This is a genomic window from Algirhabdus cladophorae (genome assembly GCF_044772865.1).
GTDB classification, from domain to species: domain Bacteria; phylum Pseudomonadota; class Alphaproteobacteria; order Rhodobacterales; family Rhodobacteraceae; genus Algirhabdus; species Algirhabdus cladophorae.
In genome coordinates this window covers 3523501-3545412 of sequence record NZ_CP173029.1, presented here as the reverse complement: position 1 = coordinate 3545412, position 21912 = coordinate 3523501, and the positions used below count along the sequence as shown (strand labels likewise).

Annotated in this window: 19 protein-coding genes; 5 read left to right on the top strand and 14 right to left on the bottom strand. The window is 54.4% G+C overall.

Annotated elements, in window-relative coordinates:
• Positions 1 to 70: 70 nt before the first annotated feature.
• The gene (gene secA, locus ACIRQ6_RS17205; protein ID WP_420861840.1) at positions 71 to 2773 is read right to left on the bottom strand and encodes a preprotein translocase subunit SecA; all 2703 of its coding nucleotides are present in this window, start codon (positions 2771 to 2773) and stop codon (positions 71 to 73) included.
• 211 nt (positions 2774 to 2984) lie between these two features.
• Here secA and ACIRQ6_RS17200 point away from each other — a divergent pair, with 211 nt between their 5' ends.
• Genes ACIRQ6_RS17200 through mutT form a run of 3 tightly spaced genes read left to right on the top strand, consistent with a single transcriptional unit; the run spans position 2985 to position 5431 of the window.
• Positions 2985 to 3815: a peptidylprolyl isomerase gene (locus ACIRQ6_RS17200; RefSeq protein WP_420861839.1), complete on the top strand. Its 831-nt coding sequence runs from the start codon at positions 2985 to 2987 to the stop codon at positions 3813 to 3815.
• A gap of 3 nt (positions 3816 to 3818) precedes the next feature.
• Positions 3819 to 5036: a bifunctional glutamate N-acetyltransferase/amino-acid acetyltransferase ArgJ gene (gene argJ, locus ACIRQ6_RS17195; protein ID WP_420861838.1), complete on the top strand. Its 1218-nt coding sequence runs from the start codon at positions 3819 to 3821 to the stop codon at positions 5034 to 5036.
• Positions 5033 to 5431 carry an 8-oxo-dGTP diphosphatase MutT gene (gene mutT / locus ACIRQ6_RS17190; RefSeq protein ID WP_420861837.1) on the top strand — a complete coding sequence of 133 codons (399 nt, stop codon included), beginning with the start codon at positions 5033 to 5035 and terminating at the stop codon, positions 5429 to 5431. Before argJ ends, mutT begins: the two co-directional genes overlap by 4 nt.
• 357 nt (positions 5432 to 5788) lie before the next feature.
• Here the strand turns inward: mutT and infB are convergent, their stop codons facing one another.
• The 9 genes from infB to pip all read right to left on the bottom strand — a co-directional run bounded on the left by infB (position 5789) and on the right by pip (position 17956).
• Positions 5789 to 8278, bottom strand: coding sequence for a translation initiation factor IF-2 (infB, locus tag ACIRQ6_RS17185; RefSeq protein ID WP_420861836.1), 2490 nt, complete (start codon positions 8276 to 8278; stop codon positions 5789 to 5791).
• Positions 8279 to 8286: 8 nt separating this feature from the next.
• The gene (locus tag ACIRQ6_RS17180) at positions 8287 to 8916 is read right to left on the bottom strand and encodes an RNA-binding protein (RefSeq protein ID WP_420861835.1); all 630 of its coding nucleotides are present in this window, start codon (positions 8914 to 8916) and stop codon (positions 8287 to 8289) included.
• A 25-nt stretch (positions 8917 to 8941) separates the two neighbouring features.
• Positions 8942 to 10594: a transcription termination factor NusA gene (gene nusA, locus ACIRQ6_RS17175; RefSeq protein WP_420861834.1), complete on the bottom strand. Its 1653-nt coding sequence runs from the start codon at positions 10592 to 10594 to the stop codon at positions 8942 to 8944.
• Between the two features lies 1 nt (position 10595).
• Positions 10596 to 11168, bottom strand: coding sequence for a ribosome maturation factor RimP (rimP, locus tag ACIRQ6_RS17170; protein WP_420861833.1), 573 nt, complete (start codon positions 11166 to 11168; stop codon positions 10596 to 10598).
• Between the two features lie 281 nt (positions 11169 to 11449).
• The gene (locus tag ACIRQ6_RS17165; RefSeq protein WP_420861832.1) at positions 11450 to 12994 is read right to left on the bottom strand and encodes an ABC transporter substrate-binding protein; all 1545 of its coding nucleotides are present in this window, start codon (positions 12992 to 12994) and stop codon (positions 11450 to 11452) included.
• Between the two features lie 71 nt (positions 12995 to 13065).
• Entirely contained in the window at positions 13066 to 14712 is a 1647-nt protein-coding gene (locus ACIRQ6_RS17160) for an ABC transporter ATP-binding protein (RefSeq protein WP_420861831.1), read from the bottom strand.
• Positions 14709 to 15908, bottom strand: a complete 1200-nt coding sequence (locus ACIRQ6_RS17155; protein WP_420861830.1) for an ABC transporter permease — start codon at positions 15906 to 15908, stop codon at positions 14709 to 14711. Before ACIRQ6_RS17155 ends, ACIRQ6_RS17160 begins: the two co-directional genes overlap by 4 nt.
• Positions 15905 to 16903, bottom strand: a complete 999-nt coding sequence (locus tag ACIRQ6_RS17150) for an ABC transporter permease (protein WP_420861829.1) — start codon at positions 16901 to 16903, stop codon at positions 15905 to 15907. Before ACIRQ6_RS17150 ends, ACIRQ6_RS17155 begins: the two co-directional genes overlap by 4 nt.
• Positions 16904 to 16966: 63 nt before the next feature.
• Entirely contained in the window at positions 16967 to 17956 is a 990-nt protein-coding gene (gene pip, locus ACIRQ6_RS17145; protein ID WP_420861828.1) for a prolyl aminopeptidase, read from the bottom strand.
• A 62-nt stretch (positions 17957 to 18018) separates the two neighbouring features.
• Between pip and ubiG the strand changes: the two genes are divergently transcribed.
• Positions 18019 to 18765 (top strand): bifunctional 2-polyprenyl-6-hydroxyphenol methylase/3-demethylubiquinol 3-O-methyltransferase UbiG, encoded by a 747-nt coding sequence (gene ubiG, locus ACIRQ6_RS17140; RefSeq protein ID WP_420861827.1) that lies wholly within the window; start codon positions 18019 to 18021, stop codon positions 18763 to 18765.
• Here the strand turns inward: ubiG and ACIRQ6_RS17135 are convergent.
• From ACIRQ6_RS17135 to ACIRQ6_RS17120, 4 genes are read right to left on the bottom strand one after another with little or no spacing between them, the layout of a single operon-like run.
• Positions 18762 to 19205 (bottom strand): MarR family winged helix-turn-helix transcriptional regulator, encoded by a 444-nt coding sequence (locus ACIRQ6_RS17135; RefSeq protein WP_420861826.1) that lies wholly within the window; start codon positions 19203 to 19205, stop codon positions 18762 to 18764. The genes ubiG and ACIRQ6_RS17135 overlap by 4 nt on opposite strands.
• A complete protein-coding gene (locus ACIRQ6_RS17130; protein ID WP_420861825.1) occupies positions 19202 to 20020 on the bottom strand; it encodes a carbon-nitrogen hydrolase family protein in 819 nt (272 codons plus the stop codon). The genes ACIRQ6_RS17135 and ACIRQ6_RS17130 overlap by 4 nt, the downstream gene beginning before the upstream one ends.
• A gap of 4 nt (positions 20021 to 20024) precedes the next feature.
• Positions 20025 to 20282, bottom strand: a complete 258-nt coding sequence (grxC, locus tag ACIRQ6_RS17125) for a glutaredoxin 3 (RefSeq protein WP_420861824.1) — start codon at positions 20280 to 20282, stop codon at positions 20025 to 20027.
• A 31-nt stretch (positions 20283 to 20313) separates the two neighbouring features.
• On the bottom strand, positions 20314 to 21030 hold the full coding sequence (locus ACIRQ6_RS17120; RefSeq protein WP_420861823.1) for a ComF family protein: 717 nt from the start codon (positions 21028 to 21030) through the stop codon (positions 20314 to 20316).
• 26 nt (positions 21031 to 21056) lie between these two features.
• Here ACIRQ6_RS17120 and ACIRQ6_RS17115 point away from each other — a divergent pair, with 26 nt between their 5' ends.
• Complete coding sequence (locus tag ACIRQ6_RS17115) at positions 21057 to 21887, top strand: methyltransferase domain-containing protein (RefSeq protein WP_420861822.1); 831 nt, start codon at positions 21057 to 21059, stop codon at positions 21885 to 21887.
• The last annotated feature ends 25 nt before the right edge of the window (positions 21888 to 21912 follow it).

The window sequence follows — 21912 nt, the reverse complement described above, 5'->3', positions numbered from 1 at the left end:
CGAATTAGACGGATTTAAGGGCGCTTATTGGCACAAATAAGGCACCCCGATTTAGGGATGCCTGACCGGATTAGATCTTGCCATGGCAGTGTTTGAACTTTTTGCCAGACCCGCAGGGACACAAATCGTTTCGCCCCACACCTGCAAAAGCCGTAGGATCGTTTTCGTCAAACCCTTCGGCGGGTTCAAACGCTCCTGCCGCTGAGGGTGTACTGTCCACCTCTGACCGATCCGCTGCCAGGGCCTCCTGTTGCGCTTTAAATTGCGCAATCATGGCTTCCTGCTCTTCTGGGGTCATTGGTCGAACTTGGCCCAATTTCTTGGTCACATCCGTACGCAGACTGTCCAGCATACCTTCAAACAATTGGAATGCTTCGGTTTTATATTCGTTCAACGGATCGCGTTGCGCATAACCCCGAAAGCCGACGACCGAACGTAAATGTTCCAAAGTCAGCAAATGCTCGCGCCATTTTTCATCGATGGTCTGCAGCAAGAACTGCTTTTCGATGTTGCGCATATTTTCGGTGCCAAAGGCTACGGCCTTTTTCGCCATAAATTCATCAGCGGCTGCTTCCAGGCGCTCACGCATGACATCGTCGTCAACGCCTTCTTCACCAGCCCAGGCCATCACAGGGGCATCAAGACCAATCCGTTCCAAAGTGGCCGCATACATGCCCTCAGTGTCCCACTGATCCGCATAGGACCGCGGCGGCATATATTGGGCCACCAGATCGTCGATGACCTCATGGCGCATATCGCCCACAGTTTCGGCCAGATCCTCGGATTCCATGACCTCGCGACGTTGGCTAAAGATCACCTTACGCTGATCATTCATCACATCGTCAAATTTCAAAAGCTGCTTACGAATGTCAAAGTTACGACCCTCGACTTTCGCCTGCGCGCGCTCCAGCGACTTGTTCACCCAAGGGTGCACAATCGCCTCACCCTCGGCCATGCCCAGCTTAGACAGAACCGCATCAAGACGCTCGGATCCAAAGATCCGCATCAGATCATCTTCGAGGCTTAGGAAGAACGACGACCGCCCCGGATCCCCTTGGCGCCCCGACCGACCGCGCAACTGGTTGTCAATCCGACGGCTTTCGTGGCGCTCGGTCGCGAGAACAAACAGACCACCAGCCTCTTTGACTTTCTCTTTTTCCTCAGCCACTTCAGCCTCGATCCGGGTGCGCGTCTCTTCGGGATCCGCGCCCGGTGTTTCGGCCAAGGCCTGCAATACGCGCATTTCCACGTTACCGCCCAACTGAATGTCCGTGCCACGACCAGCCATGTTGGTCGCAATCGTCACGGCACCCAATTTGCCAGCATCCGCCACGATCTGCGCTTCTTGCTCGTGTTGACGCGCATTCAAAACGTTGTGCTTGATGCCAGCCTCATCCAACAGTTTGCTAAGGAATTCGGATTTCTCAATCGACGTGGTCCCCACCAAAACGGGCTGCTGCTTGTCGTTGGCTTTCTTGATCGATTTGACCACGCCATCGAATTTTTCCCGGGCCGTGCGGAACACTTGGTCATGATCGTCTTTGCGGGCAATCGGACGGTTTGTCGGGATCTCAACCACACCCAGTTTGTAGATCTCGTCAAACTCTTCTGCCTCGGTCAGGGCCGTACCCGTCATACCGCCCAGTTTGTTGTACAAGCGGAAATAGTTCTGGAATGTCACCGACGCCAGCGTCACGTTCTCGGGCTGAATATCGCAGCCCTCTTTTGCTTCGATCGCTTGGTGCAGGCCATCGGACAAACGACGCCCAGACATCATTCGACCGGTAAATTCGTCGATCAAGACGATTTCGTTGTCGCGGACAATGTAATCTTTGTCTTTCTCGAACAGTTTGTGCGCCTTGAGGCCCTGATTGACGTGGTGCACGATCGTCGTGCTTTCCGGATCATACAGCGATTGCTCTTCTGGCAGGATGCCCCGCACATGCAGGTTTTCCTCAAGGAACTCGTTGCCTTCGTCGGTGAAGGTCGCGTTCTTTGTCTTTTCGTCCAGCGTGTAATGCTCTTCAGTCAGCTCTGGAATCAATTTGTCGATGGTTTGATACAGCTCAGACCGGTCCTGCGCAGGACCGGAAATGATCAAAGGCGTCCGCGCCTCATCAATAAGGATACTGTCAACCTCATCCACAATCGCAAAGTTGTGGGCGCGCTGATACATCTGGCCAAGGTCAGATTTCATGTTGTCGCGCAGGTAATCAAACCCCAACTCGTTGTTGGTCGCATAGGTCACATCGCAGGCGTAGGCGGCTTGCTTTTCCTCGTCAGGCTGCTGCGGATACACAACGCCGCACGTCATACCCAACGCGTTGTAGACTTTGCTCATCCATTCCGCGTCACGTTTGGCAAGGTAATCGTTGACCGTCACAATGTGCACGCCCTCGCCGGACAGCGCATTCAGGTAGGCCGGGAAGGTCGCCACAAGGGTTTTGCCCTCACCCGTCTTCATTTCGGCAATATTGCCTCTGTGCAGGAAAATGCCGCCCATCAGCTGCGTATCAAACGCGCGCAGACCCAAAGCGCGGCGCGCCCCTTCGCGACAGTTGGCAAAAGCTTCTGGAAGAAGGCTGTCCAAGGCCTCGCCAGCTTTGGCGCGTTCCGACAGCGCTTTGGTTTTCTCGATAAGGCCTTCATCGGTCAATGCCTGAAATTCAGCTTCCAAGGCGTTCACTTTTTCGACAATCGGCCGTGCAGATTTGATTTGGCGGTCGTTTGGTGTCCCAAAAACCTTTTTGGCAATCGTTCCAAAACCCAGCATGATCTCTCCGCATCCTTGGCCCTTTTTCGGGCCTTAACCAATTCGTGTGTGACAGTGTCTTGCCCAACCGTTGGGCGAGCCCTAGAACACCCTTAGGAAAAGGGTTTTCGCCTGCCGCTCATTGGATGTAAGCGCCGCCCTCGTTAGTGTCAACGCCGCCCCAGATTTGGGCCGCCTCAAAGGGAAGAATCCGATGCACCTTCACCATAAAATGACCGCTGTTGCAGGTCTTTGCCTAGCCCTGGCCCTACCTGCCGCTGCACAGGACACAAATGCTGATACTGTTGTGGCCACCGTGAACGGTCAAAACATCACTGTGGGTCATCTGATCACCGCCCGCGCGCGCTTGCCGCAGCAATATCAATCGATGGAAGACAGCGTTTTGTTTGATGGTCTGCTGGATCAATTGGTGCGTCAGACGCTCTTGGCGCAGACCCTTGGCAATGATATCCCCCAGCGCGCTTTGATCACTTTGGAAAACGAACGCCGCTCACTTTTGGCCGGCGAAGTCATCGACAGCCTGATGGGCGCTGCCACCAATGAGGCCGCTATCAAAGAAGCCTATGATACAGCCTACGCCGACGCCCCCGATGAAAAGGAATACAACGCCTCACACATCTTGGTCGAAACCGAAGATGAAGCCAAACAGCTGGTCACAATGCTGGCCGACGGTGCTGACTTCGGGCAGTTGGCTCAGGAAAAATCCACAGGCCCAAGTGGCCCCAACGGCGGCTCTCTGGGTTGGTTTGGTGTAGGCCAAATGGTCAAACCATTCGAAGACGCAGTGATGTCCCTCGCCGATGGCGAAGTATCCGCACCCGTGGAAACGCAGTTCGGGTGGCATGTTGTTAAGCTGAACGAAAGCCGCGCGAAATCCGCACCGGCGCTCGAAGAGGTTCGCGACGAGATCACGCAGCAAATCCAGTCCGCTGCCGTCGACGCAGAATTGGAGCGCCTGATGAGCGAAGGCGACGTTGACCGCACAGCCGCTGAAGGCCTCGATCCCGCCGTGATCAGCAACTATGATCTGCTGTCCAAATAGCCCATGACACGTTCGCCGCTTGCACCCGCTCAATTCCCAATGCTGCCGATGATCAATGGCGTGCGCTTTTCCGCAGTTGAGGCAGGCGTGCGCTATAAAGGGCGCAAAGACGTCATGCTGGCTCATCTGGTTGAAGGCACCACAGTGGCGGGCGTGTTCACCAAATCATCCACGCGGGCCGCACCTGTGTTGGATTGTCAGGCCAAACTGGGTGGCGATTCCAGCAGCGCTGCGGCCTTTATCGTCAATTCCGGCAACGCCAACGCCTTTACGGGCAGCAACGGCCAAGACGCCACATCAGCAGTCACACAAGCAGTGGCCGCCACACTGGATCTGCCGGAAAGTCGCGTGTTTATGGCCTCAACCGGTGTGATTGGCGAGGCCCTGCCTCATAGCAAAATCACCGCAAAACTTGCCGATCTGCGCGATACCCTATCCGCTGGAAAAATCCAAAGCGCAGCAGAGGCGATTATGACCACCGACACCTTCCCCAAAGGGGCGGGTGCGACTTTTGACGCGGATCAGGGCCCGATCAACATCATGGGGTTTGCCAAGGGATCCGGGATGATCGCGCCAGATATGGCCACCATGTTGGTCTATATATTCACCGACGCAGCAGTGGCCCAAGACGATCTACAATCCATCCTCTCGGACCTGACCCAAGACAGCTTTAATGCGATTACCGTCGACAGTGACACCTCCACATCCGACAGTTTGTTGATGGCCGCCACTGGAACGTCGGGCGTCCATGTCAGTGCCGAAGATCCTGCATTTCGCAAAGCCCTTTATGAGGTGATGCTGGACTTGGCCCATCAAGTGGTTTGTGACGGCGAGGGTGCCACCAAGTTCGTTGAAATCAACGTGACAGGTGCGGCATCCCAATCAGAGGCCCGCCAAATCGGCATGTCGATCGCCAATTCACCTCTCGTCAAAACTGCGATCGCTGGCGAAGATCCCAATTGGGGACGCATCGTTATGGCCGTTGGGAAATCTGGCGCCCATGCAGATCGCGACAAACTCAGCATACATTTTGGTGACATTCTTGTGGCTGAAAAAGGCTGGGTCAGTCCCGATTACACGGAATCCGATGGGGCAGCTTATATGAAAAACGATCACCTCTCGATCACTGTCGAGGTAGGCGTGGGGCAGGCATCGGACACCGTTTGGACCTGCGACCTGACCCATGGCTATATCACCATCAACGCTGATTACCGCTCATGAAGACGGTCTTGGTGGCAGCGGTCGCTTTGATCGATGTAGATGGTCGCATCCTGTTGGCGCAACGTCCCGAAGGAAAATCCATGGCAGGCCTTTGGGAATTTCCCGGTGGTAAAGTCGAAGCAGGCGAAACCCCCGAGGTCGCCCTGATCCGCGAATTGCAAGAAGAGTTGGGCATCAATACATGGTCAAGCTGCCTCGCCCCACTGACCTTTGCCAGCCACAGCTATGATGATTTTCATCTGCTTATGCCACTCTTTGCCTGCCGCAAATGGGAGGGCACCCCACAGCCCAAAGAAGGCCAGACATTGGCATGGGCGCGGGCAAATCAGTTACGAGACTACCCGATGCCAGCAGCAGATATTCCCCTGATTCCGATCCTCAGAGACTGGCTTTAGGCTTTATTTTCTGACTGTTAGGTAAAAAACCCTCATATTTGGGCATATTTTCCAAAGATCGCGTAACATTTGTGCGTAACAAGCGACTTTAGGATCATTTTTTAGATGTTTTTTAACTTTGTTCACTCTAGGTTAACAATACACTCACTGGGGAGAACAATATGCTTAAGACAATTTTGCTAGGCAGTTGCGTATCAGTTCAAGGGACATTGGTCTCAAAGCTTCCGTGCGGTCGACTACGTGTGTCGATTGGCAAACTCACGTTTGACGGTTTCCCCGTCTAAGAACAAAAAAGGCGCGGGTCCACACACCCCGCGCCTTTTTTACTTTCAGTATCAGAACCGAACCTAGAAAAATTTAGTCCAGCGTCCGTTCTACTTCTTCCCGCTCGAAAATCTCGATCACATCATTTGGACGAATGTCCTCATAATTTTCGAACGCCATACCGCATTCCTGACCAGACTGAACTTCAGCGACTTCGTCCTTAAAGCGCTTGAGCGTTTTCAACGTGCCTTCGTGAATAACAACGTTATCACGCAACAAACGCACCCCAGCAGAGCGACGCGCGACACCTTCGGTCACAAGACACCCCGCAACACGTCCGACGTTCGACACCTTGAAGACGTCTTTGATTGTGGCGTAGCCGATAAAGTTCTCTTTGATCTCGGCACTCAGCAAACCACTGGCCGCCGATTTCACATCATCCACAAGGTCATAAATCACCGAATAATACCGGATCTCGACGCCCTTTTGGTTGGCTGTGTTCCGCGCAGACGTATTGGCCCGCACGTTAAAGCCAAACACAGGCGCACCGCTGGCTTCCGCCAGACCGATATCGCTTTCCGTGATTGCACCAACACCCGAATGCAGCACGCGCACGCGCACTTCTTCGTTGCCGATTTTTTCCATTGCCTGAACAATCGCTTCTGCAGACCCCTGAACATCAGCTTTTACCAAAATCGGCATCTCGCTCATGTTCTCATCAGCTTTGGCGTTGGCCATCAACTGTTCTAGGGTCGTTGCAGCACCAGCAGCAGCGCGTTTATCTTTGGCGGCTTTCTCGCGATATTCAGCGATCTCCCGCGCCTGCGCTTCGGTTTCAACAACGTTCAAAACGTCGCCTGCCTCAGGTGTGCCATTCAGGCCAAGAACCTCAACCGGCACCGATGGGCCGGCCTCTTTGATGCGCTCGCCTTGGTCATTGATCAGGGCGCGAACCTTACCGTACTGCTCACCCACAACGAAAATGTCGCCTTGGCGCAGCGTGCCGTTTTGAACCAAAACAGTCGCAACCGGGCCACGGCCTACATCCAATTGGGCCTCAATCACAGCACCGCTTGCGGCGCGATCAGGGTTGGCTTTCAGTTCCAGAATTTCCGACTGCAGCGCGATGGCTTCCAGCAGTTCATCCAGACCAGTGCCCTTAACAGCAGAAACCTCAACATCCTGAACCTCCCCAGACATCTGTTCCACAATTACTTCGTGTTGCAGCAAGTCTGTGCGCACCTTGGTCGGATCCGCCGCAGGACGGTCGATTTTGTTGATCGCCACAATCATCGGAACATCAGCCGCCTTGGCGTGATTGATCGCCTCGATGGTCTGCGGCATAACCGCATCGTCGGCTGCCACAACCAAAATCACGATGTCCGTGACCTGCGCACCACGGGCCCGCATTGACGTAAACGCCGCGTGACCAGGTGTGTCGAGGAACGTCAGCTTGGTGCCATTCTGTTCAACCTGATAGGCGCCAATGTGCTGGGTAATCCCACCGGCCTCGCCCGCAACAACGCGTGCATTCCGAATGGCATCCAGCAACGATGTCTTACCGTGGTCAACGTGGCCCATCACTGTGATAACTGGCGGACGATCCTTCAGATCGCCTTCGTCATCTTCAACCGTCGCAATGACGTCTTCCACATCAGAGTCCGAGACGCGCACAACATTGTGGCCAAATTCTTCGATGATCAGTTCAGCCGTATCTGCATCAATGGACTGGGTCTGAGTCGCCATGATGCCGTTGGTCATCAGCGCCTTCACAACATCAGCCACACGTTCCGCCATCCGGTTCGCCAATTCCTGAACCGTAATCGCCTCAGGTAACTGAACGTCGCGCATTACCTTTTCGCGCTCGACCTGACCGCCCATCGCTTTTTGGCGGGCGCGCTCTTGCTTACGCTTCATCGCAGCCATCGACCGATGACGGCCATCGCCACCAGACAAGGCCTGATTCAACGTCAACTTACCGGAACGACGGTTGTCATCCCCACCACGGCCCTTGCCACGCGTGTTGCGATCTTTGTTCTCGTCTTCGCGCTTGCGCGGGGCTGCCGACGGTTTTCCAGCAGCCGGTGCCGCGCGCGAGGGGGCCGCATTGTCCGCCGCGGGGGCGGCCGCAGCAGCAGCAGCCGAGGCCGCAGCGGCGGCAGCTTCTTTTGCTTTGCGTTCTTCTTCTTCGCGCTTGGCTTTCGTGCGCTCTTCGCGCTCGCGCTCTTCGCGTTCTTTGGCTTCTTGTTCTTCGCGGCGACGCGCACGATCTGCGGCGCGTTCTTTTTCTTCGGCCTCACGCTTTGCAGCATCCTCGGCTTCACGTGCCTTGGCTTGCTGCAACGCCTTCATCCGACGTTCCATCTCAGCATCCGAGATCCCCGCAGGACGTTTGGACGGATCACTGCCCACTACAGGCGATCCGCTGGTCGGCTTGTTGGCCGCACCGGGTTTGGGCACCATGACGCGCTTGCGCTTGGTTTCAACCACAACGCTTTTGGTCCGACCATGCGAGAAGCTTTGCTTCACGTTGCCGGTGCGTGGGCGAACGCCCAATGTCTTTTTGCCGTCGTCTTCGCTCATCTAGCCGTCTATCCTTTCAGCGGGCCGTGGCCCCCATCGGTTTTCGCATCTGTTTCTCGCAGACCGCGCAACTTAAGCGCAGTCTCTATAACACGTTGTGTGAGTCCACCAGACACGAGTGCGCCGTGTATCACACTTTCACGCCCAAATGCCAAACCCAATTCCTGTTGGGTCAGCATCCCAAAGTAGCGCGCCCCTTCCGGGGTCCATAATTTCGTTTTACCTCGTTCGGACCCATCACTGGCCTGAACAAGAACTTTGACCATATCGTTGGCCAAAGCGTTCTTTACCTTTTCAAAGCCACAAACAGCCGATCCAGCCTTGCGAGAGAGCGAGATCAGATCGACCATCTGACGCGCCAATCCCGCCTCAACCAAAGCCGCCAGATCATCCGGCACCTTCACCTGCATTTTGGCCGCACGGGCAAAAGCACCCTTTTTGATCGCTTGCGCAAATGCCGTCTGCGAGGCCACCAAATACAATCCACGACCCGGCAATTTCGCACGCAAATCCGGCACGACTTGACCCTCGGGACCCACCACAAACCGGATCAACTGATCCTTTGGCAGTACCTCGCCAGTACCAATGCACTTGCGCTCTGGCGCATCAAGGCGCTTGGGTTGGCCACCGCGTCCCATATATCAAGGTCCTCAAAGAGGCCAATTAGGCCCCTTTACCTTCCGAGAATACATCAGCAGCAGTCAATTCGCGATCAGGGTCCAATTCCCCTTCGACTTCTTCTTCGGCCACTTCCAATTCCGCCGGGTCAACCCAACCAAGGGCCACACGCGCCGTCATTACCATAGCCTGCGCTTCTTCCAAAGACACATCGAAAGGTTCAAGCACGCCATCATCTTTGACGCGCTGACCATCAACTGTGGTCCAACCACCGGCCAATTCCCAATCCGCACAGGTGGCGAAATCTTCCAGCGTTTTCACGCCATCTTTGGCCAGGGCTTCTACCATCTGGGGTGTCAGACCCTCAAATGCAACCAGACTATCCTCGACACCCAACTCACGGGCCACTTCCATGGCCTTTTTGTTGATCGCTTCCAAATGGTCGCGGGCGCGAGCCTGCAATTCGGCAGCTGTGTCATCATCGACACCGTCGATGACCAGCAATTCCTCGACCTCAACGTAAGCCACTTCTTCTAGGTTGGTGAACCCTTCGGAAACCAGCAACTGAGCGAAAAACTCGTCCACATCCAGCGTGTCCATGAACAGTTTGGTGCGCTCGGCAAACTCGGCCTGACGACGGGCACTTTCGTCCTCTTCGGTCATGATGTCGATGTCCAGACCAGTCAATTGCGAGGCAAGACGGACGTTTTGCCCGCGACGACCAATCGCCAGCGACAGTTGCTCGTCAGGCACTACAACTTCGATGCGCTCGGCTTCTTCGTCCAGAACAACTTTGGTCACCTCAGCAGGCTGCAAGGCGTTCACAAGGAAAGTCGGCTGATCTTCGTTCCAAGGGATGATGTCAATCTTTTCACCCTGCAATTCGTTCACAACAGCCTGCACGCGGCTACCACGCATACCAACACAGGCACCCACAGGATCAATCGAGCCATCATAGGAAATCACAGCAATTTTGGCGCGCGATCCGGGATCACGGGCCACGGCCTTGATCTCGATGATACCGTCATAAATCTCTGGCACTTCCATCTTGAACAACTCGGCCATGAATTCCGGCGCTGTACGGCTCAGGAAGATCTGTGGCCCACGCTGTTCGCGACGCACATCTTTGATGTAGCAACGGATACGATCGTTCGGGCGATAGCTTTCGCGGCCGATCTTTTCATTGCGACGCAGGATCGCTTCACCAGCACCCACATCGACAATAACGTTGCCGTACTCTTCGCGCTTAACTTGCGCATTGATAATGGTGCCAGCGCGGTCTTTGAATTCCTCATACTGACGATCACGCTCGGCTTCGCGCACCTTCTGAAGGATCACCTGCTTGGCCGACTGCGCCGCAATCCGGCCCATCTCGACCGGGGGGACTTCTTCGACGAAAGTCTGCCCGATCTCAGGGTTTTCCATGTACTGCTTGGCCTGTTCAACAGTGAACTCAGCCTGATAATTTTCCAACTCTTCCTCAGCAACCACAGTGCGCACACGGGTGAACGTGGCGCGACCTGTCTTGCGGTCGATGGACACGCGAATATCCATTTCCGCGCCGTAGCGGGATTTCGCCGCACGGGCCAGACTTTCTTCCATCGCCTCGATGACCAACGCAGGGTCGATCATCTTTTCGCGGGCCACAGCCTCGGCGGTTTGCAAAAGTTCCAGCTGGTTTGCTGATGTAATAGCCATCTCAGTCCTCCTCAGAACCGGTTTCATCAACGATCTCGTCGAAATCGTCTTCGTTCACAATCCCCGCCGCTTTGCGCTGGCGGAGCATTTCAGTAATCAATTCGTCTGTCAGGACCAGTTTGGCATCAGTGAGCCAATCAAACTGCAATCCAACGGTGCCTTCTTCGATGTTGATCAGCACCTCTTCGCCCTCAACACCGGCCAATTCGCCTTTGAACCGACGACGTCCATCGATCAGGTCAGCCGTTTCAATCTTGGCCTCATACCCCTGCCATTGGTCAAAATCCTTCAGCCGCGTCAAGGGCCGATCAATGCCCGGACTGGACACCTCCAACGCATAGGCATCCAAAATCGGGTCTTCCACATCCAGCGTGGCACTAATAGCCGTGCTGATCTGGCCGCATTCATCCACTTCGATGCCACCATCAGGACGCTGCGCCATAATCTGCAACGTGGTGGTTTTACCCGACATCAAACGCACACGCACCAGTTCAAACCCCATATCTTCGATGACAGGGGTGATGATCTCGGCTAGACGGCGATCAAGCGCGGCTTTGGCAACAAGGTCTGACATATATATCGCTTGCCTTTCAGGCACAAAAAAACGGGCGCGCGGCCCGTTGAAACTCTCCGGTGGAGCGCTGGGTTTGGACCCCAACACGCCGCTGTTGATAGGGATATAGAGCGGTTAACTGGATTCTACAAGAGGCCAATCGCTGGCAGGTTGGTCATACGCTTGCCATACACCTGCCATACGCCGTATGGCACCCACCGTACTGTGGTTAAGCGGGTCCCAAAATGCAAAACGCCCCACCAAAAGGCGGGGCGTTTCACGTGGCCTAAGGGCCGATCAGTTTAGGCAAACCACCAACGCTCCATCAGGCGCGAGCTGTCCATCTGGAACACGTTGCCGATGGTGCCCGAGTTGGCCAGTTTGGTGGAATGCGCGTCAACATAGTTGGCGTACATTGGAACAACTGTGCCGCCCTCGGTAGACATCAACATCTGCATTTCAGTGTACATGTCTTTCCGTTTACCACTGTCGAGTTCCGCGCGAGCGGTCAGCAACAGCTCTTGGAAGCGGGCGTTTTCCCACGCTGTATCGTTCCATGGCACACCAGATTCGTAGGCTGTCGAGAACATCCAATCCTCTGTCGCACGACCAGACCAGTAGCACGCACACCATGGCTTTTTCAGCCAAACGTTGGACCAGTAGCCATCAGCAGGTTCTTGCACCACGTTCAGGTTGATACCAGCCGCTTTGGCCGAGGCTTGATACAACTGAGCCGCATCAACAGCACCCGAGAACGCCGCATCAGAAGCAGACAAATCAACTGACAAACCGTCCATACCAGCAGCCGCCAACAGCGATTTTGCCTTCTCTGGATCGTAGTCGTTTTGTGGTAGATCAGCCGCATAGTACTGGTTTGCAGGACCGATAGGGTGGTCGTTTGCAACAGCACCGTGACCCAACAGGATCTTGTCGACCATTTCCTGACGGTTGATCGCATGCTTCAGCGCCTGACGCACCTGCATGTTGTCGTAAGGCGACAGGTTGGTCAGCATTGGGAAAGTATAGTGCTGGTTGCCTGTGACCTCGAAGATGTTGATCATCGGGTTGGCTTTCATCAACGGCTCAGTCTTGAAATCAACGCGGTTTACCGCATCAACTTGACCTGTCATCAGCGCATTCATACGAGCAGATGAATCGTTGATAGCAATCACTTCGACGCTGTCGAACCAACCGGCAGAGCCGTCTTTGTAGTGGCTGTCGACGCGCTTGCCGACGAAACGCACACCGGGGTCGAACGACTCGACCATGTACATGCCTGTACCGATCCCTTTGGCGATAGCTTCGTCCACCATGCCCGCCGGATACATCAGGATGTGATAGTCAGACAGCAGGAACGGGAAGTCAGCGTTACCCGCAGCCAGCGTAAAGACGATCTCGTGATCGTTGACTTTTTTCATGTCGGTAATTGCAGATACAATCGGCTTGGCCGCAGATTTTGCGCCTTCCGCTGTGTGCATGTTCAACGACTCAATTACGTCGTCTGCGCCAAAGGCTTTGCCGTTGTGGAATGTTACGCCCTGGCGCAACTTGAATGTCCATGTGACAGCATCTGCGCTGGCTTCCCAGCTTTCGGCCAATTCACCCTTAAGTGTACCATCGGCACCCACTTCGGTCAGGCAGTCAAACACACAGCCGTGCGCCGACATGATCATGTAACTGTCCGAATGTGTCCGGCCATCCCAGCTATCGGATGTGTTCGCACCCGCAAGGCCCAGGCGCAGTGTGCCACCGCGTTTGCCTTGTGCAACTGCTGGCATGCCAGTGGCCGCCAGAACCGAGGCGGCCGCCCCAGTTTTCATTAAGCCACGTCTACTAATTTGAGACATATGTTCGTTCTCCCATGTTGAACTTTTTGAGTGTTATCCCTCAGATCCCGAGATTTCCCCGGTGCTTCGAATTACATCTTACCAACTGCTGCGTCCCCGATGTTATCAACTCCGCGTTCATTCAGCAGATTGGTCAGCCAATCAGGATCCATTTCCGGCACAGAGCTGAGCAATAGATCCGTATAGGCGTGATGTGGCGGTGTAAACATTTCGGCCTTTGGGCCCTGTTCGATCACTTTGCCATTTTTCATCACCACGACCTCGTCTGCGATGGCTTTAACCGTCGCCAGATCGTGGGTGATAAACATATAGGACAGGTTCAAGTCGTCCTGCAATTTTGCCAGCAACCGCAGGATACCTTCAGCCACCAATTGGTCCAAAGCCGATGTGACCTCGTCACAAATGATAAACTTCGGCTCGGCTGCCAAGGCGCGCGCAATCCCGATACGCTGCTTTTGACCGCCTGATAGCTCAGAGGGCAAACGGTCGCGATATTGGTTCGGCTCCAGCTCGATCTGGTCCAGCAACTCGTCGACACGCTTTTGTTTCGCAGCCCCTTTGAGGCCCATGTAAAACTCAACCGGTCGGCCAATTATGTCACCAATTGATGTGCGGGGGTTCAGTGCCGTATCAGCCATTTGATAAATCATCTGCGCCTGACGCAACTGTTCTTTGGACCGTTTTCGATAGTCCAAAGGCAACTCGACACCGTCAAAAGCAATACTGCCCTGCTTGGGCGGTAACAGGCCAGTGATACACCGCGCCGTCGTCGATTTGCCCGACCCACTTTCGCCAACAACAGCCACTGTGCGGCCCGGATGAATATCAAAACTGACATCAAACAAAACAGGTGTTTTGCCGTAGGCCGCCGTCACATTATGCACCGACACAACCGGCGTACTGTCTACTGGAACTGCTGCCTTAGCGGGGCGTTCAAACTCACGAACGGCCCAAAGGCTTTTGGTGTATTGTTCCTTTGGGGCGGACAACATTGTGCGGGTGTCAGCCTCTTCGACCTCGTCACCGCGCAGCAGCACTTTGATCTTGTCTGCCATCTGGGCCACAACGGCCAAATCGTGAGTGATGTAAATGGCAGCCGTGTTGAACTGTTCCACAATGTCGCGGATCGAAGCAAGAACCTCGATCTGTGTGGTCACGTCCAAAGCTGTTGTCGGCTCGTCAAAGATAATCAAATCAGGACGGCAGGACATGGCCATTGCAGTCATCGCCCGTTGCAACTGACCGCCCGACACTTGGTGCGGATAGCGAAAGCCTATCTGGTCCGGGTTGGGCAGACGCAACTTTTCATACAGCTCCATTCCGTCAGCCTCGGATTCCGATTTGGACATCACACTGTGCTGCGTGGGGCCTTCGGTATGTTGATCAAGGATCTTGTGGGCCGGATTAAAACTGGCCGCTGCAGACTGCGCCACATAGGCAATCCGTTTGCCCAGCAAAGCACGTTTAACCGCAGCAGAGGCATTGACCAGATCAACACCGTCAAATTCAACAGAGCCACCAGAAATGCGTACGCCGTCACGGGCAAAACCCATGGCCGCCAAACCGATCGTCGATTTACCAGCACCGGATTCACCGATCAGACCCAGCACTTCGCCCTTGTTCAGATCAAGATCGACACCTTTGATAATCGGGTTCCAAGTCTCGTCACTGCGGCCTTCGATTTTGAGACCGCGAATTTTGACCAGTTGATCGCTCATTCTTTTAGCCCCGACGATTTATGCAGCATCCAGTCTACCACGAAATTCACAGCAACGGTGAGCAATGCGATAGCACCCGCTGCCAACAACGGCGCTGCGGCCACTTGCGGTGCAAAGGCTGCAAAGTTGATGAACTGCGACAGGTCTTTGACCATCGTGCCCCAGTCCGCAAGCGGTGGCTGAATACCCACACCTAAGAACGACAAGGAGGCAATTGTGAGAAACACAAAGCAAAAGCGCAGACCAAATTCAGCCAACAGGGGTGCCGTGGCATTTGGCAGGATTTCCTTGAAGATCAGATAGCCAAGGCCTTCACCGCGCAGTTTTGCCGCTTCGATGTAGTCCATCACCACGATGTTTTGCCCAACGGCGCGGGCCAAGCGGAACACGCGAGTGCTGTCGATGACAGCGATGATCACCACCATGAAATAAGTCAATGGGATGCCCAATTGGTTTGCCCAAACCGATGCGATTGTCATCAAGAGCAAGGCAAAAATCAAAGCAGGGATCGCCATCAACACATCCACAGCACGCGATAGCAATTGGTCCAGCCAACCGCCCAAAGTCGCCGCGAGAAAGCCCAAGGTGCCGCCAATGAAAAACGCAAGGCAAGTTGTGACAAAAGCGATGCCCACCGTGTTCTGCGCGCCGTAAATCAGACGGCTCAGAATGTCGCGACCAATCTGGTCAGTGCCTAGTGGATACTCTGGGTTGCCACCCATGGCCGGATCGCCGCCCGGAACGACATTCGCTGCCGCCAAAATTTCCTCTTGTCCGTAAGGGGCGATCACCCCCGCAAAAATAGACAGGATGGCGTAAAGGATAATGGTCAAAACCCCAAAGCTGGCGGTGAGGGGCATTGATCGAAACAGCTTGCGAGTTGCAGCGGTGCCCACGCGTTTGCCAAATTCCTTGAAGATGATCGAGGCCACAGCGAAAATCGCCAACCCATGCAAAGCCACGCGGAAAAAGAAATACTTGTTGGCTTCGGGACCAGTGGCAAACCATGAAACAATGTAGAGATACGCGATCACCGCCAACAGCATCGCGCCCAGCGCGAAACCATAGGCCACGCCGGTGCCCATATCACGAAAATATGGTTTGTTGCCGGTTGCGGACTGTCCCGCGAAACGGAAGCCTAGCCCCAAAGGCAGTGCCATCACGAAAATGGCGAGGATCATCAGCAAAGTATTCATTTTGGATGCCTCAGACGTGGGTTCGATAGGATAGACAGAATATCCGCCAGCAGGTTCAGCAAGATATAAGCCGCCGCAAAGATCAGACAGCAGGCCTGCACCACTGGAATATCGCGGATCTTAACGCTGTCCACGAACAGCTGACCGATGCCCGGATAGACAAAGACCACTTCGACCACGACCACACCGGTGATGAGGTAGGCAAGGTTCAGGGCGATCACGTTGATGATCGGGGCCAGTGCATTGGGCAAGGCGTGCTTAACGATCACCCGCATTGGGCTGATGCCTTTGAGGCGCGCCATTTCGATATAGGGCGAGGCCAACAGGTTGATAATCGCAGCGCGCGTCATCCGCATCATATGGGCCGTCACCACCAAAGTCATTGTAAGTGCGGGCAACATCGTGCGGTTCAGACGTTCGCCAAAACTCATACCGTCATAAATATTGGACAGGGATGGCAGCAGCGGGTTCAGCACTGCAAGGAACAAGATCAAGATGTAGGCGAGGAAAAATTCAGGGCTGGAAATAGACGAAAGCGTAAAGATGTTCGCAAGCCGGTCAAACACGGTGTTGCGATAAAGTGCGGCCAGAATGCCCAAGATCAGGGACAACGGCACTGCAATCATCGCAGTCACACCAGCAAGGAACATGGTGTTGGCAAACCGCGGGCCGATCTGCGCGGCGACAGAACCAAGACCGGATCCCGTGTCAGCCCCAGCAAAACTGGCAAAGTTTGCAGCTGCAAAACTGGTCCCAAGGTCAAAGCGCAATGCCTTACCAAGCCATTCGAAATACCGCACGACGGGATGCTTATCCAAGCCAAGGTCTGTGCGGATCGCAGCAACCGCCTCTTCCGTGGCGCCTTGACCCAAAATAGCTTGCGCGAAATCACCCGGAAGCGAGTTCACAGCGGTAAAAATAACGATAGAGACAACAAGGAGGGTCAAAAGGCCCAAACCGAGCCTCTGCAAAATAATTCGAGCGACAGAGCCCACCACATTTCCCCGTTTTATTTTTTGTTGGCCCTAGGGTTAATAAAAAATCGAGGTCTGTAAAGCCTAAAGGCCTAATTGTTTAGGGTTCCGGCCTATTTGATCCATTGTGCGAACCAATTCAGCGCTTATCCCAACTTCTGACAAAGCATGACCCGCTTTTGGCACCATCTTCAACGTGGCTTGGGGCCACGCCTGTGCAAGATGCCAGGCAGATGTAGGCGGACAGATCATATCATAACGCCCCTGAACTATTTTTGCAGGTATGTGAGCTATCTTGGGAAGATCGCGCATTATTTGCCCATCTACCTCAAGAAAGCCGGCATTTTTAAAGTAATGATTCTCAAGACGAGCAAAGGCACGGGCGTATTCGCCAGGGCTTTCACCGACCATCCCTTCGCTATCGATCGAGGCCAGCGCATTTTCCCAACTGGCCCAGGCACGGGCGTAGCGCGTCTCTTGCATCATATCGCCAGAAAATAACCGACGGTGATAGGCCCCAATCAGATCGTCATGTTCGTCTTCTGGCACAAGGTCAGTAAATCGTTTCCACAAATCCGGCCAAAATTGCCCAGCGCCGCCACCGTAAAACCACGTCAACTCAGCCTGCGTCATGAGGAATACACCGCGCAACGCCAAGAAGGCCGCAGCCTGCGGATGGGTTTGCGCATAGAGCAGGGCCAAGGTTGCCCCCCAACTGCCACCAAAGACCACCCATTTTTCAATGTCCAGCGTCGCGCGGATCAGCTCCATATCCGCGATCAAATGCCAAGTCGTGTTATCTTTGACACTGGCATGGGGCCGTGACCGGCCACAGCCGCGCTGATCAAAAAGGACAATCCGGTAAATATCTGGATCAAAATAGCGACGCATCGCAGGGCTACATCCCCCACCCGGACCACCATGGCACACAACCACGGGCACGCCATTTGGGTTACCACATTGTTCAACATAGACCTTGTGCCCATCGCCCACATCCAGCATCCGCTGATCAAAGGGATCAATAGCGGGATAAAGGTGTTGCATCACTGATCTTGAGGCTGCGTTTTTGTCCATGACGCCCTATATAGTCCTAAAAATGTAACACGCCATTGGGTTCTTGAACCGAGGAGGGCAAAATGCAAGCGCAACAAACCACTGTTGATCCAAATGAAATCGCAAAATTCGAAGCTATGGCTGCAGAATGGTGGGATCCCACTGGCAAATTCAAACCACTTCACATGCTTAATCCTTGCCGTTTGGATTACATCACGCGCCAGATTGCTGCGGAATATGGCCGCGATCTGGGACAGGATTTGCCGTTCAAAGGGCTGCGTATCCTTGATATCGGCTGCGGTGGCGGTCTGTTGTCGGAACCTCTGGCCCGATTAGGGGCTGATGTGGTTGGCGCAGATGCCGCCGAACGCAATATTCCCGTGGCCCAAATCCACGCTGAACAATCTGGCCTAAAGATTGATTACCGATTTACCACGGCAGAAGCCCTCGCGCAGGCTGGTGAACAATTTGACGCCGTGGTGAATATGGAAGTGGTCGAACACGTGGCTGATCCATTGGCCTATTTGACAGCGTGTCAGACTCTGCTCAAACCCGGCGGTGTCCACATCTGTTCTACCATCAATCGCAATCCCAAGAGTTTCATGATGGCCATCATTGGTGCTGAATATGTGATGCGCTGGCTGCCAAAAGGCACCCATGAATGGAATAAGTTCATCACACCCGACGAGTTGTTCAAATTGCTGAGCGATGCGGGCCTAACGCCCGTTGACCGGCAAGGATTTGTCTTTAATCCGCTGGGCTTTACGTGGTCTTTGTCCGATCGCGACCTCAGCGTGAACTACACCACTACGTCCACAAAGCCCGATTAATCTGTCTCAGCAAGGCTAAGCCGTAGACTGCGTAGGACAGGGATCGCTGTGCGTACTTTGTCCTCGCCCATACCGCGCACGGCTTCTGCGACCATGGGGGTTATGGCCTGAATTGCGGCATCCGTGGCGGCACGCCCCGAGGGGCTAATTGCCACCATTTTGCGGCGTGCATCGTCCCAGTCCGGTCGCACATGAATGTATCCAGCGACCTCTAGCTTATTGAGAGTGTTGGTAATGGCGCCACGCGACAGATGAAATGTCTTGGCCAATTGCGCCGGGGATCGTTCGGCGCCCACATAGGCCAAATGATTCAGCACAGAAAAATGGGACAGCTCCATACCGCGTGGCAAAACCTTGCTGACGCGGTTTCGCACCAGTTGTTCTACTGTCAGGATCTCGCTGAAAAACGAGACGGCAAGAGACGTTTCAGTTTGACTCATGCGGGCAGTATGTACCGAGTTTCATTAAAAAGGGAGGGTACTTTGTGCCGCATCTGGTCAACTTTGGCCAAATCGATGTCTACATATGTTGCGCCCACCTCGGTTCCGGCATCCGCTAAAACCGTCCCCCAAGGATCAATCACCAAAGAATGGCCATGGGTTTTGCGGCATCCGTGATCCCCTGTTTGCGCTGGAGCCACGATAAAACACCCCGTTTCAATCGCACGTGCGCGCAGCAAACTTTCCCAATGGGCGGGGCCTGTGACATAAGAAAACGCCGCAGGAACCGTAATGATTTGCGCCCCGGCCTGCGCCAAATGTCGGTATAGCTGCGGAAAGCGCAGATCGTAGCACACTGTCAGGCCGAATGTCGCTTCGGGTATTTTTGCCAAAACTGCTGTGGTACCGGCCCGATAGGCCGAGGATTCGCGGTAGGTTTCTTCCGCGCTGACATCCACATCAAACATGTGGATCTTGTCGTAGCGCGCCACGATGCTGCCATCCCGTGCGATCAGGATCGACCTGTTCGCAAAGCGGCCATCGGCGTCTCCGGTCTGAAGTGCCAAGGATCCAATGAGGATGTTCGTATTTAAAGTGGCCGCCTGTATTTGTAGGGCTTTGAGAGTCGGGTCATTTTCCTCAAGCTGTAAAATTTCAGATTGATGCGCACGATCAGCGGACAGACAGTTGGTCACTTCTGGCGTGAGGATCATATCCGCACCATTGGCCGCAGCCTGTGCAATCATGTCCTGAACGACGGCCAAGTTGGCGACAGGATCGTCCGTCGAAGTAATCTGGAGAAGGATGAGTTTCACGTCATCACCCCTTGAGCAGCGCATCCAATTTACCGGCCCGATCCAAGGCATAGAGATCATCACAGCCACCAACATGTGTTTCGCCGATAAAGATTTGTGGGACTGTACGCGCACCATTGGCACGCTGGATCATCTCTGGCTTGCGATCTGGATTGGCAGCAACGTCAACTTCGGCAAAGTTCACGTCCTTTGATGTCAGCAGCCGCTTTGCCGCGTGGCAAAAACCACAAAGGGGCGAGGTATAGATTTCAACAGGCTGCATTGGTGTCTTCCTTTTATTGGCACCCAGTGGTTTACGCCTCCTTGCCGACCCGCGCCAGTGTCACAACGGAAATTTCTTTTGCGCCTGCATCAAGGCACGCACTGGCCGAGGCCGCAAGAGTAGCCCCCGACGTCATCACATCATCGATCAACAACATATGACGGCCTTGTATTTTCGCAGCATGTTTTGCAGTAACGCCTATGCAATCACTAACGGCCTGAAACCGCTCGTCACGGTTTAATCCATCCAAAACGACCGTGGGTTTACGTCGTTCAAGCGCATCCAGCAAAACCGGCAGGTCCGTCGCAAGGGCAACGGATTTTGCCAATTCGGCCGACTGATTATAAGTCCTGCTGAGAAACCTGCGCCAATGCAGTGGCACCGGTGCTAGCATCATATCGGGCTGCAAAATCGGGGCCGCCGCACGGGCCATCCATTGCCCCGCAGGGCGCGCCAGATCGCTACGGTCCCCATGTTTTAGCCGCAGGATCAGCTTGCGCGCGTTGTCCGTGTAGCGCAATGCCGCCCGTCCTTGCAGCCAAGGCCGCGCCACGGTCAGACAATCGTCACACAATATGCTGTCCTCTTCATCGCCGGGCAGGTTGATCCCACATTTGTCACATAGTGCGCCCCCCAAGAACGGCGTCTTGGACCAACATTCACCGCAGAGTGCGTCGATATCTTGGGTATCGTTGTCACAAGTGACACAGCGCCGCGGGTACAAAAGATCTAAAGCAGATTGAAACATAGGGTCATTCTCAGTACTCCGGCCACATGAACGCACCGCGCAGGCTTACCGACCGTTTGGCTTTGACCCGCAATCGCCATCAACGCAGGCGGTCCAAGGCCATGTTTCTATTCCAAGCCGCGATGCACGAGGTTTCAGAAAGACTGAAAGACGTTAATAGAACGTTTACCAAGGTGGCAATTGTCACAGGCCACTCGGATCTGTGGCGCGCAGAATTTCCGCAGGCAAAGATTATTCCTGACACGGACACGCTGGATTTTGCGGGAACCGGTTATGATCTGGTGATCCACGCAATGTCTCTGCATTGGGCGGATGATCCAGTGGGTCAAATCATCCAATGCGCGCGGGTTCTGCAACCTGATGGCCTGTTTCTGGCCTGCCTTTTTGGGGGGGAGACCCTGATCGAGCTACGACAAGCAATGGCGCAAGCCGAAACGAAGATCACGGGCGGCCTGTCCCCTCGAATTGCGCCAATGGCCGAAATACGGGATCTGGGTGCGCTATTACAACGGGCCGGGTTGGCATTGCCCGTGGCCGATACACAACAATCAACTGCCAGCTACCTTGATACAACACACCTCATGCATGACCTGCGCCACATGGGCGAGGCAAATTCTCTTGCGGATCGGATCAGAACACCAACCCCACGCAGTGTTTTTCACCAGACCCAAAAAATCTACGCCGAACACTTTTCCTTGCCCGATGGTCGTATCAAAGCAACGTTCGAAACTGTTTTCCTAACCGGCTGGGCCCCTGCCGCAGATCAACCAAAGGCTCTGCGTCCCGGATCGGCGACCCACCGTTTAGCTGATTTTTTGGGCACTCCTGATCAAAAAGACCCAAAGCCAAAAGATTGACCTGAGAGCAAAAGCGTTTATCTGC

Excerpts from the sequence above, each read along its gene's own strand:
- argJ (WP_420861838.1), top strand. The coding sequence starts at position 3,819 with ATGACACGTTCGCCGCTTGCACCCGCTCAATTCCCAATGCTGCCGATG.
- mutT (WP_420861837.1), top strand. The coding sequence starts at position 5,033 with ATGAAGACGGTCTTGGTGGCAGCGGTCGCTTTGATCGATGTAGATGGT.
- ACIRQ6_RS17165 (WP_420861832.1), bottom strand. The coding sequence starts at position 12,994 with ATGTCTCAAATTAGTAGACGTGGCTTAATGAAAACTGGGGCGGCCGCC.
- ACIRQ6_RS17120 (WP_420861823.1), bottom strand. The coding sequence starts at position 21,030 with ATGTTTCAATCTGCTTTAGATCTTTTGTACCCGCGGCGCTGTGTCACT.
- ACIRQ6_RS17160 (WP_420861831.1), bottom strand. The coding sequence starts at position 14,712 with ATGAGCGATCAACTGGTCAAAATTCGCGGTCTCAAAATCGAAGGCCGC.
- ACIRQ6_RS17180 (WP_420861835.1), bottom strand. The coding sequence starts at position 8,916 with ATGGGACGCGGTGGCCAACCCAAGCGCCTTGATGCGCCAGAGCGCAAG.
- ACIRQ6_RS17155 (WP_420861830.1), bottom strand. The coding sequence starts at position 15,908 with ATGAATACTTTGCTGATGATCCTCGCCATTTTCGTGATGGCACTGCCT.
- pip (WP_420861828.1), bottom strand. The coding sequence starts at position 17,956 with ATGGACAAAAACGCAGCCTCAAGATCAGTGATGCAACACCTTTATCCC.
- secA (WP_420861840.1), bottom strand. The coding sequence starts at position 2,773 with ATGCTGGGTTTTGGAACGATTGCCAAAAAGGTTTTTGGGACACCAAAC.
- ACIRQ6_RS17115 (WP_420861822.1), top strand. The coding sequence starts at position 21,057 with ATGAACGCACCGCGCAGGCTTACCGACCGTTTGGCTTTGACCCGCAAT.
- ubiG (WP_420861827.1), top strand. The coding sequence starts at position 18,019 with ATGCAAGCGCAACAAACCACTGTTGATCCAAATGAAATCGCAAAATTC.
- nusA (WP_420861834.1), bottom strand. The coding sequence starts at position 10,594 with ATGGCTATTACATCAGCAAACCAGCTGGAACTTTTGCAAACCGCCGAG.
- rimP (WP_420861833.1), bottom strand. The coding sequence starts at position 11,168 with ATGTCAGACCTTGTTGCCAAAGCCGCGCTTGATCGCCGTCTAGCCGAG.
- grxC (WP_420861824.1), bottom strand. The coding sequence starts at position 20,282 with ATGCAGCCTGTTGAAATCTATACCTCGCCCCTTTGTGGTTTTTGCCAC.
- ACIRQ6_RS17135 (WP_420861826.1), bottom strand. The coding sequence starts at position 19,205 with ATGAGTCAAACTGAAACGTCTCTTGCCGTCTCGTTTTTCAGCGAGATC.
- infB (WP_420861836.1), bottom strand. The coding sequence starts at position 8,278 with ATGAGCGAAGACGACGGCAAAAAGACATTGGGCGTTCGCCCACGCACC.
- ACIRQ6_RS17200 (WP_420861839.1), top strand. The coding sequence starts at position 2,985 with ATGACCGCTGTTGCAGGTCTTTGCCTAGCCCTGGCCCTACCTGCCGCT.